The organism is Cupriavidus phytohabitans (genome assembly GCF_017815025.1).
Taxonomy (GTDB): domain Bacteria; phylum Pseudomonadota; class Gammaproteobacteria; order Burkholderiales; family Burkholderiaceae; genus Cupriavidus.
Genome location: NZ_JAGIQB010000027.1, coordinates 16,897 through 28,788, shown reverse-complemented (window position 1 = coordinate 28,788; position 11,892 = coordinate 16,897). Strand labels below are relative to the sequence as shown.

At 68.5% G+C, this 11,892-nt stretch carries 11 protein-coding genes; 1 reads left to right on the top strand and 10 read right to left on the bottom strand.

Going from position 1 to position 11,892, the window contains the following annotated elements:
* Positions 1-38 precede the first annotated feature (38 nt).
* From J8I34_RS19175 to J8I34_RS19130, 10 genes are all read right to left on the bottom strand, one after another.
* Positions 39-1,343: an MFS transporter gene (locus J8I34_RS19175; RefSeq protein WP_029044951.1), complete on the bottom strand. Its 1,305-nt coding sequence runs from the start codon at positions 1,341-1,343 to the stop codon at positions 39-41.
* 35 nt (positions 1,344-1,378) lie between these two features.
* The gene (locus tag J8I34_RS19170; protein ID WP_209806714.1) at positions 1,379-2,875 is read right to left on the bottom strand and encodes an amidase; all 1,497 of its coding nucleotides are present in this window, start codon (positions 2,873-2,875) and stop codon (positions 1,379-1,381) included.
* Positions 2,876-3,123: 248 nt separating this feature from the next.
* The gene (locus tag J8I34_RS19165) at positions 3,124-3,360 is read right to left on the bottom strand and encodes a hypothetical protein (RefSeq protein ID WP_209806745.1); all 237 of its coding nucleotides are present in this window, start codon (positions 3,358-3,360) and stop codon (positions 3,124-3,126) included.
* A 106-nt stretch (positions 3,361-3,466) separates the two neighbouring features.
* A complete protein-coding gene (locus J8I34_RS19160) occupies positions 3,467-4,174 on the bottom strand; it encodes a GntR family transcriptional regulator (protein WP_209806713.1) in 708 nt (235 codons plus the stop codon).
* A gap of 72 nt (positions 4,175-4,246) precedes the next feature.
* Positions 4,247-5,248 (bottom strand): 2Fe-2S iron-sulfur cluster-binding protein, encoded by a 1,002-nt coding sequence (locus J8I34_RS19155; protein WP_209806712.1) that lies wholly within the window; start codon positions 5,246-5,248, stop codon positions 4,247-4,249.
* A 27-nt stretch (positions 5,249-5,275) separates the two neighbouring features.
* Complete coding sequence (locus J8I34_RS19150) at positions 5,276-5,755, bottom strand: GlcG/HbpS family heme-binding protein (protein WP_013953475.1); 480 nt, start codon at positions 5,753-5,755, stop codon at positions 5,276-5,278.
* A gap of 27 nt (positions 5,756-5,782) precedes the next feature.
* Positions 5,783-7,228 carry an aldehyde dehydrogenase family protein gene (locus J8I34_RS19145; RefSeq protein ID WP_209775674.1) on the bottom strand — a complete coding sequence of 482 codons (1,446 nt, stop codon included), beginning with the start codon at positions 7,226-7,228 and terminating at the stop codon, positions 5,783-5,785.
* Between the two features lie 25 nt (positions 7,229-7,253).
* On the bottom strand, positions 7,254-7,985 hold the full coding sequence (locus J8I34_RS19140) for an iron-containing redox enzyme family protein (RefSeq protein WP_209775673.1): 732 nt from the start codon (positions 7,983-7,985) through the stop codon (positions 7,254-7,256).
* 176 nt (positions 7,986-8,161) lie between these two features.
* Complete coding sequence (locus tag J8I34_RS19135) at positions 8,162-9,094, bottom strand: ornithine cyclodeaminase family protein (RefSeq protein WP_209806711.1); 933 nt, start codon at positions 9,092-9,094, stop codon at positions 8,162-8,164.
* A 66-nt stretch (positions 9,095-9,160) separates the two neighbouring features.
* The gene (locus J8I34_RS19130; RefSeq protein WP_371748103.1) at positions 9,161-9,916 is read right to left on the bottom strand and encodes a sulfite exporter TauE/SafE family protein; all 756 of its coding nucleotides are present in this window, start codon (positions 9,914-9,916) and stop codon (positions 9,161-9,163) included.
* A 382-nt stretch (positions 9,917-10,298) separates the two neighbouring features.
* Here J8I34_RS19130 and J8I34_RS19125 point away from each other — a divergent pair, with 382 nt between their 5' ends.
* Positions 10,299-11,837, top strand: coding sequence for a hypothetical protein (locus J8I34_RS19125; protein ID WP_209806710.1), 1,539 nt, complete (start codon positions 10,299-10,301; stop codon positions 11,835-11,837).
* The last annotated feature ends 55 nt before the right edge of the window (positions 11,838-11,892 follow it).

Below are 11,892 nucleotides of genomic sequence, written 5' to 3'. Positions count from 1 at the left end.
TTTGCGGCAAGGGCGCCGGCGGCGCCCTCCCCACTCGATCAGGCGACCGTGCCCGCGGGCTGCGCCAGCGGTGCCGCCTCTTCCTTCTCCCCGCTGCCGCCGGCCTGCTCCAGGTCCATGCCGGTGGTTTCCGGCAGCAGCACCGCGGCGACCACGACCATCGCATAGCCGACCCCGGCCACGATCGCGATCGCGATCGGCAGCGAGGTGTGCCCCGAACTCAGCCACCCGACCGAGAGCGGGAACAGCGAGCCGATCACGCGGCCGGCGTTGTACGAGACGCCATAGCCCGTCGCACGGATATCGTTGGGATAGGACTCGGAGATGGTTGCACCGATGCCGGCGAACACGCCCTGCATCAGCACCCCCAGCGGGAAGCCCAGGAACAGCATCGACGTGTTCGACACCGGGATCACCATGTAGACCAGCGCGGCCACGAACGCACCCGCCGCGAACACGATGTAGGTCAGCCGCCGGCCCCAGCGGTCCGTGGCATAGGCCCCCGCCACGTAGCCGACCAACGAGCCGATGATGGTGACCGTCAGGTAGGAACTGGTGCCGAACACCGACAGGCCGCGCTCGGTCTTGAGGAAGGTCGGCAGCCACGTGGCAATGGCGTAGTACGCCCCCAGCATGCCGCCCGAAAGCAGGCTGCACAGCAGCGTCTTCGACAGCAGCGGACCGCGGAACAAGCGGCCGAGCCCGGCCAGCGCAGAGCCTTGCCGGCCCGCCGCGCGGCTCTTCAGGAAAATCTCCGGCTCCTCCAGGTTGCGGCGCAGGTAGATCACCACCAGCGCCGGCAGGATGCCGAGGAAGAAGCAGACGCGCCATGCCGTTTCCGCCGGCAGCACGCTGAAGGTGATCGCATACACGATTGCCGCCGCGCCCCAGCCGAAGGAATAGCTGCTGGCGGTAAAGCCCGAGTACTTGCCGCGGTGCGCCGGGTTGCGGATCATCTCCGTCACCAGCACCATGCACAGCGACGACTCGCCGCCGAAGCCCAGCCCCTGGATCATGCGGAACAGCATCAGCTGCTCTGGCGACTGCGCCAGCCCGCACAGGAAGCAGGCACCCGCGAACACGATGATGGTCCAGCGCAGCACGCGCACGCGGCCGTAGCGGTCGGCCAGGATACCGGCGCCGATCGCGCCGACCAGCGACGACACCAGCGTCCACGTGACGATGGCGCCTGCCGTGGACTTGCTCATGCCCCACTGCCCCAGCAGCGTGGAGATGAGGAAGGAATAGATCATGAAGTCGAACACGTCGACGGCATGCCCCAGGAACGCGCCATAGAATCCCTTGCGCTCCATGCGCGACAAATCACGGAACCAATCGAACATGATTCCCCTCCCCAGTGGTGTGTGATGTGGTGTGGTTAGTTGTGGTGGTCCGCTGGCCAGGCGGCTGGCCGCGGCGGCGGCCGGCAGGCATGGCCCGCCTGCTCCAGCAGGCTGGCAAAACGCAAGGCAGTGAGATCCTGGTAGCGGCCGGCGACAATCTGCACGCCGACCGGCAGGCCGCTGGCGCCCGGCCCGATTGGTGCAACGGCCGAAGGCAAGCCGCACAGCCCGGAGTGGCCGGCCCAGAACAGCTGCGTGGTCATCGGCTGCGGGCGGCCGTTGACGGTGATGGTGCGCTGCCAGGGCTCGCCCGCCTCGTCAAGGGGAAATGCCGTGGTGGCCGCGGCCGGGCACAGCAGCACGTCGTAGCCCGTGAAGAAACGGCGCCACGCGGCGGCAAAGCATTCGCGCGCAACCTGCAGGCGCAGCCAGTCGCGGTGGCTCAGCGTCGCGCCGCTGTACTGCAGGATCGCATAGTCATGGTCGCCAGGCGCGGCGGTGGTGCTGCGGGCCAGCGCATCGGCGAAGGCGGCATCATCCATGTGCACCGAGGTGGTGGCGCGCAGCAGCGTCACGTAGACATGCCACAGCTCGCCCGCGTCGAAGTCGGGCCGCACGTGCCAGTCGACGCGCGCGCCCGTTCCGGCCAGCCAGTGCCCAAGCTGCTCGATCTGCCCGGCAACCTCGGCGTCGGCTTCCGCCTGGGCATGGGTGGGCAGCACGGCAACGCGGAAGTCGGAAAGCTGGCGATGCGGGCATTCCGGCAACTGCATTTTGTACGGCAGCACCTCGTCGCCGGCCGGTCCGGCGATCGCGCGCAGCACCAGTTCCAGGTCGCGCGCGCTCCGGGCCAGCGGGCCGGCGACGTTGATGTCCTGCTCCCCGAAGCGGGCCGCGCCGGTGCCGTGGCCCGCCAGCGGCACCAGTCCGTGGCTGGGCTTGAGCGAGAAGATGCCGCAATAATGCGCCGGGTTGCGCAGCGAGGAACCGATGTCGGAACCCACGTCGAAGAACGACAGGCCCGCGCACACCGCCGCGGCGCTGCCGCCGGACGAGCCGCCCGGCGTGCGGGACGGATCGTGCGGATTGCGGGTCGTGCCGTATATGGCGTTGTAGCTCTGCCAGTCGCGCAGGCCGAGCGGGACGTTGGTCTTGCCGAGCAGGATCGCGCCGGCATCGCGCAGCCGTTGCACCACTACGGCATCGCGCCGGGCGACATGCCCGCGCAAGGCGGGATTGCCGCAGGTGGTCGGCCAGCCGGCGACGTCGAACGATTCCTTGACCGAGAACGGCACGCCATCGAGAACGCCGCGCGCCTGCCCGGCGCGACGGCGCCGGTCGCTGTCGCGCGCCGCGGCACGCGCGGCGTTGAAATCCGATAGCACCAGCGCGTTGATGACGCCGTGCCATTGCCGCCAGGCTGCCTCGCAGGCGGCTACCAGTTCCTCCGATGAAACTGAGCCGCCGGCGAGCCGTTGTGCCACCTCCCATAGCGGCGGAAAGCCGCCAGTCGTCCAGTCCGGCAGGTTCACATTGGCTCCTTGTCGTTATCCGCGCGGTTCAGGCGCGGTGGGGGCGTATGGGCTCAGGAGGTGCTGCGCTTGCTTTGGTATACTATATTCCGTCTTTCGCGCAGTGCAAGGGCTAATGTACGTGCGGACACCGCGCTGGCAGCACCAGAAGAAACGGACAGTTGCGGGAAGAGCGGCGCGCAGGATGCGTGCCAGGAGGGAAAGGGGAAGGGAGCGGCGCGCTGCGCCGCCCTGTCATTCAGGCTGGATCAGCAATGGCTTCGGCGCGGCGCGCGGCCGCGCAGTGCCAGCAAGAAACGGCCGATATCGCGCAGGCGCAGCGGCACCAGCGGCGAGGCGTGGCGCACGGCGTGGCGCGCTGCAAAGTGGCGCAGCAGTTGCTCGCCTACAGGTTGCGACAGATAGCGTTGCTCGGGCGACTGCATGGTAAATCCCAATTGACCTTGAATGCCTACAGTATACACATTCTTGGTGCGATGCGTCATGCGAGGGCATGCAATGCCCTGTTGCGGGGCATGCAATGGCAATGGCAACGCGGATTTGGGAAATACCGGCCGGGAGCGGGTGACAGCCCGGGGCCGCAGCCTTCGCTCAGGCCGCCTGCGCCGCGCCCTGCCCGCCCACCGGCAGGTCGGCCGCCTTGGCGGCGCTGTAGACATGGCGCGCGGCCAGCAGCGCGGCAAGGTCGGCGTCGCCGGCGATCACGGCCTGCAGGATCTGGGCATGCTCGTCCCAGTTCTGGCGCGCGCGCACCACGTTGGCGGGGCCAAACAGCACCGCGGTGCGCTCGCGCAGCGAGCGCATCATTTCCTGCAGCACGCTGTTCGCGGCGATGGTGCCGAGCACCTCATGGAAGCGGGTGTTGAGCGCCAGCAGCTCATCTGCGCGGCCCTGCGCGGCGGCTTCCATGCCCTGGCGCAGCACCGCTTCCAGTTCCGCCACCAGCGCCGGGTCGCGCCGCTGTGCGGCGAGCTTGGCGTTGAGGCCTTCCAGCGTGGCGCGCACCTCCACCATCTCGCGCGCGATCACCGGCGACAGGCTCGCCACGGTCGCGCCGCGGCGCGGCTCGATCAGCACCAGCCCCTCGCTCGCCAGCGCGCGCAGCGCCTCGCGCACCGGGATGCGCGACACGCCCAGTTCCGCCGACAGCTTGTTTTCCACCAGCCGCTCGCCTGGCGCGTACTTGCCGTTCAGGATGCCTTCGCGCACCTTGTCGGTGACAAGGGCGAACAGCGGCGAGTGGCTGGCGCCGAGGCTCAGCGGCTCGGCGGGCGCGGCGGAAGACGGAGTGAGGGACATGGGTCGGCAGAGGCTTAAGCGGAAAGGCTGGCGTCATTGTATACCAGCCTTCTTCTTGCATACCGCCATGTCTTAACAAGGGTGCTGGAAGGTAAAGCTGTCCGCGTAGATGTGGTCCGGACTGGCCCCGTGCGCCAGGAAAGCGGCACGGCCGTCACGGATCATGTCGGGCGAGCCGCACAGGTAGATGGCGTGTTCGCTCAGGTCGCCCAGATCAGCCAGCGCCGCGTCGTGCACATAGCCGCGCCTGCCCTGCCAGTCCGCCCCGGCACGCGACAGCACCGGAACATACTGGAAGTCATAGAGCCGTTCGCCCCATGAGGGGATGTCGTCGTGCAGGTACAGGTCCTGCGGCCGCCGCATGCCCCAGTACAGCGACACCGGCGGGCAGTCGGGATCGCCCATCAGCGATTCGAGGATCGCCTTGATCGGCGCCAGGCCGGTGCCGGTGGCCACCATCAGCAGCGGCCGGTAATCGCGGGCGCGATAGAAGAAGTTGCCGAGCGGCAGTTCGACGTCGATCGCATCCCCGGCCTTCATGCGCGGCAGGATGCCGTCGGTAAAGGCGCCGCCCGGAATGCGGCGCACGTGCAGGTCGACGCGGCCGTCGCGAGGCACCGATGCCATCGAAAAACTGCGCGCGAGCCCGTCGGCGCTCAGCAGCTTCAGGTACTGGCCGGGGCGGTAGTCGAGCGCGCCAGCGTCCGGCACCTCCAGCTCGACGTGCATGACGTCCGCCGACAGCGGCCGCACCGCCTGCACCACCGCGCGGTGCCGCGCGGGCTCGGCGCAGGCCTCGTCCTCGCGCGCGGTGCTGATGACGAGGTCGGCCAGCGGCTGCGCCTGGCAAGCCAGCGCGTAGCCGGCGGCGGCTTCGTCAGGCGCGAGGCCGAACGGTTCCTCGTCGTAGCGCACCTGCCCGTCGAGCAGGCGGATGCGGCAGGTGCCGCAGCCGCCCAGCTGGCAGTCGTGCGGCAAGGCGATGCTGGCGCGCTGCGCGGCCTGCAGCAGCGTCTCGCCGCGCTCGACAAGAAAGACCTGCTGCGTTTCGGCGATCTGGATGCGGTACGACATGGAACCTCCGCTGAGACTGACTTGGACTTACTTCTTGATGTCGGCCTGCACCAGCACCTTCAGGTCCTGCGGCGCCAGCAGCTCGGCCAGCGCCTGCAGCGCCGCCAGCCCGGCCTGTGTGTCCTGCTCGCCGTTGCCGCCGGACAGGCCGATGCCGCCGATCACCTCGTCGTTGACCACGATCGGGAAGCCGCCGACGAATGCCGCGAACTTGCCCTCGAAGCTCCACTGGATGCCGAAGGCCTCGTTGCCCGGCAGCGCCGGCCCGTTGGGCGGCGTGGTGAACAGGTGGGTGGAGCGCTTGTGGCCCGCGGCGGTAAAGGCCTTGTTCCATGCGATCTGCGGCCCGGTGATGCGGGCACCGTCCATGCGCTCCAGCGCGAGGGGGTAGCCGCCCTCGTCGACCACGCAGATCGACTCCAGCACGCCGATTTCCTCCGAGCGCCGGATCGCGGCGGCAACCATGTGGCGCGCTTCGCGCAGTTCCAGCTTGATGGCTTTCTTCATGTCTGTGACTCCTTGCGACGGCCGGGCTCAGGCGCCCCGGTAGACCGTCTTGACCTGCGTATAGAACTCCAGCCCGGTGCGGCCCGACTCGCGGAAGGTCGAAGTGCTCGACCGCTTGACCCCGCCGAATGGCGCGTTGACCAGGTTGCCGGTGGTGGTGCGGTTGATCTTGACCGTGCCCGCTTCGATGTCCGTGGCGAAGTGGTGGATATAGCGCGGGTTGCTGGTGACGATGGCCGCGGCCAGGCCGTACTCGGTATCGTTGGCCTTGGCGATGGCGTCGGCGTAATCGGTGAAGCCGATGATGGCGATCACCGGCCCGAAGATCTCCTCGCGCGCGATCCGCATCGGTTGCGTCACGTCGGTGAATACCGTCGGCGCGACGTAGTAGCCCTTGTCGAAGTCGCCGCCGGCCAGGCGTGTGCCACCGCACAGCAGCGTCGCCTCGGACTTGCCGATGTCGATGTAGCGCAGCACCGTTTCCAGCTGCTTGTGCGAGGCCAGCGGCCCAAGATCCATGCCCGGTGTCATGCCGCTGCCGACCTTGAGCGTTGCGACCTTCGCCAGCAGGCGTTCGGTGTATGCCACCTTCACGGACTCGGCCACCAGCACGCGGCTGGTGCCGGTACACGCCTGCCCCGACAACGAGAAGCCACCCTTGATGGTCAGGTCGACGGCGCGATCGAGGTCGGCGTCTTCCATCACGATCAGCGGGTTCTTGCCGCCCAGTTCCATCTGCGTGCGCGTGGTCAGCGGCGCGGCGCGGTGGATCTGCTCGCCGGCGCGCGACGAGCCGGTGAACGAGATCGCGCGCACGGCCGGCGCCTCGGTGATGGTTGCGCCGATCTCGGCGGCGCTGCCGGTGATGAAGTTCAGCACGCCCTTGGGCAAGCCGGCCTTGATCAATGCCTCGGCCAGCCGGTAGCCCGAGAGCGGCGCCTCGGACGATGGCTTGAACACCACCGTGTTGCCGGTCACCAGCGCCGGCGCGATCTTGCGCGCGGGGATCGACACCGGGAAATTCCACGGCGCAATCACCGTCACCACGCCCAGCGGCTCGCGCTGGCTGTAGACGAGCTGGTCAGGGTCGTCGTTCGGATACACCTCACCCGTGAAGGTCTGCCCTTCCACGGCGTAGAAGCGCAGCGTCTGCGCCGAGCGCAGCACCTCGTCGCGCGCCAGCGCCAGCGCCTTGCCTTCCTCGCGGGTCAGCTCGGCGGCGATGCTGTCGGCGTTGGCTTCCAGATGCTCCGCCGCGCGGTTGAGGATGGCGGCGCGCTTGCCGACCGGAGTCTTTCTCCAGCCGGCAAATGCCGCCGCCGCGGCCGCCACGGCCGCCTGCGCGTCCACCGCGGACGACGCCTGGAAGCGGCCCACGATGTCGGCGGTGTCGGCCGGGTTGACGTTGTCGAAGGTGCGGCCCGACTGGCAGGCCGTCCATTCGCCGTCGATATGGTTCAGGAATATGGTCATCGTCGGTGCGGGTGCGCGGCGCCGCTCAGGCGGCCATCTCCAGTTCGGGCAGCGGCAGCTCTTCCTCGACGTAGTCGTGGTAAAGCGCCGTGGTGTACAGCAGCCGCATCTGCGCGCCGATCTCGCAGATCTTCAGGCAGCGCTGCTGCAGTTCCGGCGTGTTGGCGTGCTCCAGCACGATCTGGTAGCCGCGCTCGCCGTGGATTTCGTCCGAGACGATATGCAGGTCGAAGAACTCGACTTCTTCGTCGGTGAACTGGTACTTGTCGCGCAGCGTCGGGGTCTGCTTGCGGTAGATCGACGGCACCTGCGACTCCAGCCCGACCACCAGGCCGGCCACCGCCACGATCGGATCCTCGCGCATGGCCACCGCATAGCACCAGCTCTGCAGGCCGCGCGTGGTGGGCGACATGTTGTCCGGGTCGATCACGCGCTCGCGCGTGGTGCCGCAGGCTTCGGCAAAGCGGATCAGCAGGTCGGTGTGACGGTCGCCGCCGATCTCTTCCTCGTACATGTTGGCAAGCAGGAAATCCTTGGCCTCGGTATAGCGGTCCGGCGTGCGGGCGTAGATGTAGCCCAGGTAATCCGCGAACGGGCCGACGTAGTGATAATGGTTCTCGGCCCAGCGTGCGAGATGGGCGCGGGTCAGCTTGCCGCTGGCCCAGGCCACGCTGAACGGCGCCTTGTTGGCGCTCTTGCCTTTGATGGCTTCTTCAAGGGCGGCACGGAAATCTTCGCGGTTCATCAGTTCGGCCATGACGGGGGCTCCTGGTTGGCGATGTGGGGCGATTCGGTGGGTTGGATGCCGGGCCGGGGTTGCAGACAGATCGGCCTCGGCATGCTTGTATACTATATACAGTCAACCAGCGACGACAAGGGCTGTGTTGACTAATCACGTCAGTGTTTACCCGGCGCTGGAGCGCTCGGCGGCGCTCACGCGGCGCGGCGCTCCGCTCCGCCGGCGATGCGCGACCAGGCGAGGCCGGCCAGCGCCACGTCTTCCAGGCCCACGCCGACCGACTTGTAGATCACGATGTCGTCGTCGCACTGCCTTGGCGACACCTTGCCGAGCACGACGTCGGCCAGTTCGACGATCTTTTCGGCCGGCAGCGCCTGCGGATCGGCCAGCACGATATCGCCGGCCTCGCGGATTGACTGCGGCCGCCACTCCACCACCACCGCGGCGGCGCGGCGCAGCGCGGCGTCATCCAGTTCGCGCGTGTGCGGCAAGCTGGAGCCGATGGCGGCCACGAAGGCGCCCGGCCGGATCGACGCGCCGGCGAACAGCGGCGTGGTCGCGCGCGAGGCCGTGACGATGACGTCGGCCTCGGCCACCGCGGCAGCGGGCTCGGCCAGCACGACCGGGATGCCGCACAGCGCCGACAGCCGCGCAGGCATGCCGGCGTCCGCGTGCGGATCCGACACCAGGATGCGTTCCAGCCCCAGCGTGGCACTGAGCTGGCGCGCGTGCTGCGCGCCCTGCGTGCCCGCGCCGAACAACGCCAGCGTGCGCGCACCGGGACGCGCCAGCCGCTGCGCGGCCAGCGTGGTGCACGCCGCCGTGCGCAGGCGCGTAATGGCGCCGGCGTCGAATGAAGCCAGCGGGCTGCCGTCGTCGGTCGAGAAGATCAGGATGACAAAGGAGAACTGGCCGTTGATGGTGGTGTAGACCTTGGCCCCGGCCACCCCCTGCTGGGGGATCACCGCCCCCAGCGTGGACAGCTTGACGCCGCCGGCCTCGGTGCGGATACGCTCCTGCATCGCGGCATCGCCACGCCCGAAGCTGGAAAACGCCGCCTCCATGACCTGCCGGGCATCTTCCGGGGTGACGTGGGCATCGATCATCGCGTCTGTGATGTGCTGCATGGGAACTCCGCTGGTTAGGTTGACCTGGAAAGCGAAAGAATCAGAGGCGCCGCGGGGGCGGCGGCATCAGGCAAAGGCCGCGCGGCCGAGCACGCCCAGCGCGCCGGCCGCGCACAGGCCCAGCAGCAAGCGGCGCACCGCGGTGGGCGACACGCGCCCGCGCAGCCGGTTCGACAGCGCGAAGCCGGCCAGCAGGAATGGCGCAAGCACCAGCGCCAGCACCAGTTGCGGCAGGCCGAAGCGCCCCGCCAGCGCCAGCATGGCGAGCGACAGCACGGCGCCGCCGGACAGGATGCAGCCCATGGTCGCGCGCATCGGCGCGGGCGCCATATGCTGCATGACCAGCGCGAACGGCGGCGCGCCCGCCGAGGTGATGGTTCCCATGAAGCCGGACAGCGTGCCCGCGATGACCACGTTGCGCGCGCCAGGCAGCAGGCGCCAGCCCAGCAGGCTCAATGCCACGGCGGCGAGGATCGACAGCGAGAACAGCACCGCCAGCGGTCCTGGTGCCAGCCATGCGATGGTCAGCACCGCCGCGGCCCCGCCGAGGGCGCGGCCTGCCAGCGCAAAGCCGGCGATGTCCCAGACGATCGCCTCGCGCTCGCGCAAGGCGCCCATCAGCGACAGGCAGCAGCCCATTGCCAGCAGTGGCCCCGGCACCAGGTCCGGGAAGAAGATCGCGCCCAGTGGCGCCGACAGCATGGCAAAGCCGATCCCACCCACACCCTGCAGGCAGGCGCCCGTCAGGATGAGCGCTCCCATCGACAGGTAGGCCGGGACGGACAGACCGGCGGGCAGCAGCGAAAGCAACGAATCGGGCATGGCGGAAGGCACGGTGGCGAGGCCTGGTTGACGGACGGCCGGGGCTGGCTTGGAGCACGGTCCGGGACGGCAGGCACGCGTCCTGCTCATCTCGCTCGCTTGCCCGGCCAGAATCAATATTAAACGGTATACAGTCTACATATCGCAGTGATGCCGAGCAACCGGATTGGGCCGCCATGCACCATCGAAAGGAAAGCGGATCGGGGCAAATTCCCAATAAATGTGCGGTCTTGAGCGAATCTGCACCGCCTTCGTCTAGGCGTAATTCCGGATGAGAAATCGCTTGGCGCGGCGACACTCTGGAATATAGTATACCGAAACGGATGCAGCACAGTCCGATGGATCCGCCCTCCACAAACCCCTCCGCCCCCAGGGAGTCTTCATGTCACAACAAGTCGTGATCGGTGCCGCGCACTGGATCTATCTGTCAGGGGTAGCAGTCATCGTGCTGACGATGATCCTGCGCGCCAATGTTGTCGTCCCGTCGATCGTCGGCACCGCCCTGGTCGTCTTTGCGCTGACCGGCAGCCCGGTGTCGGCACTGGGCGGGGTGTTTTCCGCGAGCCTGGTTGCCGCCAAGGAACTGTTCAATATCTTCCTGGTGATCGCCTTCATGACGGCGCTCCTCAATGCGCTCAAGACGCTGCGCTCCGACATACGCATGGTCGAGCCCTTCCGCGTGGTGATGAAGAACGGGCATTCGGCCTTCTTCATCCTGGCGGGCATCACCTACGTCATCTCGCTGTTCTTCTGGCCGACGCCGGCCGTGCCGCTGGTCTCGGCCATCCTGCTGCCGGCCGCGATCGCGGCGGGGCTGCCGCCGCTGGCCGGCGCGATGGCGATCGCCATTGCCGGGCAAGGCATGGCGTTGTCGTCGGACTACGTGATCGGCGTCGCGCCGGGGATCAGTGCCAAGGCCGCCGGCGCGGCGGTCAGCGCCGCGGTGGTGGCCGACCGCGCGCTGGCGTTGTCGATCATCACCGGCTGCATTGCGCTATGCCTGGCATACCTGTCGATGCGCAAGCACATCGTGCCGGCCTGCGGCACCCTGCTCGACCGCTGGCAGGCGCAGGCCGGCGGCACCGCCGAGGCGATCGACGGCGGCATCACCTTCGACAAGGTCGAGATCGCCAAAGGCACCGCGCACGCCGAACCGCTCGCCACCGACAGCAATATCGAGGCAAGCCTGTCGATGGTCGCCAGGCGCCGGGTGAAGTGGTCGAAGTGCTTCGCCATCGTGACGCCGGTTGCCTTCCTCGCCGTGGTCGCCGTGATGGTGCTGCCCAAGCTCGGCGCCGGCGTGCAGGATCTCAAGGGCGGCGACGCGGCCGCGCTGGTCGGCGGCGTCGCGGCGGTGCTGATGATGCTGGCGACGCTGGCCGCCGAAGGCCCGCGCCGCATGCTCGACGTCTGCCCGGAGCACATCACCGATGGCTTCGTCTTCGCCTTCAAGGCGATGGGCTCGGTGCTGCCGATCGCCGGCTTCTTCTTCGTGGGCGCGGGCGAAACTGCCGCGCAGATCCTCGGCCTGCCGCCGGGCAAGGCGCCGAGCCTGCTGTTCGAGCTGATCCAGGCCTACCAGCACATGATCCCGGACAACCACGTGCTGGTCGCCTTCGGGGTGCTGCTGGTCGGCATGATCACCGGCATCGACGGCTCCGGTTTCGCAGGCCTACCGCTGACCGGCACGCTGGCGGGCGCGCTCGGGCCGGTGGTCGGCTTCGACCCGGCCACGCTCGCCGCGGTGGGCCAGATGGGCGCGGTCTGGACCGGCGGCGGCACGCTGGTGGCTTGGTCATCGCTGATCGCGGTGGCCGGCTTCGCCCGGGTGCCGGTGCTGGAAGCGGTGCGCGCGCTGCTGATCCCGGTGCTGATCGGGCTGGGCTGCTCCACCGTGGCGGCAATGGTGTTGTGGTCGTAGGCGCGCGCGAGCATCGCCACCGCAGCCGGATTTCCCTGATTATTCCCAGACCGAA

What these genes read in the sequence shown, in the direction of transcription:
- J8I34_RS19160 (WP_209806713.1), bottom strand. Translation starts at nt 4,174, where the DNA reads ATGTCCCTCACTCCGTCTTCCGCCGCGCCCGCCGAGCCGCTGAGCCTC.
- J8I34_RS19150 (WP_013953475.1), bottom strand. Translation starts at nt 5,755, where the DNA reads ATGAAGAAAGCCATCAAGCTGGAACTGCGCGAAGCGCGCCACATGGTT.
- J8I34_RS19145 (WP_209775674.1), bottom strand. Translation starts at nt 7,228, where the DNA reads ATGACCATATTCCTGAACCATATCGACGGCGAATGGACGGCCTGCCAG.
- J8I34_RS19130 (WP_371748103.1), bottom strand. Translation starts at nt 9,916, where the DNA reads ATGCCCGATTCGTTGCTTTCGCTGCTGCCCGCCGGTCTGTCCGTCCCG.
- J8I34_RS19175 (WP_029044951.1), bottom strand. Translation starts at nt 1,343, where the DNA reads ATGTTCGATTGGTTCCGTGATTTGTCGCGCATGGAGCGCAAGGGATTC.
- J8I34_RS19135 (WP_209806711.1), bottom strand. Translation starts at nt 9,094, where the DNA reads ATGCAGCACATCACAGACGCGATGATCGATGCCCACGTCACCCCGGAA.
- J8I34_RS19125 (WP_209806710.1), top strand. Translation starts at nt 10,299, where the DNA reads ATGTCACAACAAGTCGTGATCGGTGCCGCGCACTGGATCTATCTGTCA.
- J8I34_RS19155 (WP_209806712.1), bottom strand. Translation starts at nt 5,248, where the DNA reads ATGTCGTACCGCATCCAGATCGCCGAAACGCAGCAGGTCTTTCTTGTC.
- J8I34_RS19140 (WP_209775673.1), bottom strand. Translation starts at nt 7,985, where the DNA reads ATGGCCGAACTGATGAACCGCGAAGATTTCCGTGCCGCCCTTGAAGAA.
- J8I34_RS19165 (WP_209806745.1), bottom strand. Translation starts at nt 3,360, where the DNA reads ATGACGCATCGCACCAAGAATGTGTATACTGTAGGCATTCAAGGTCAA.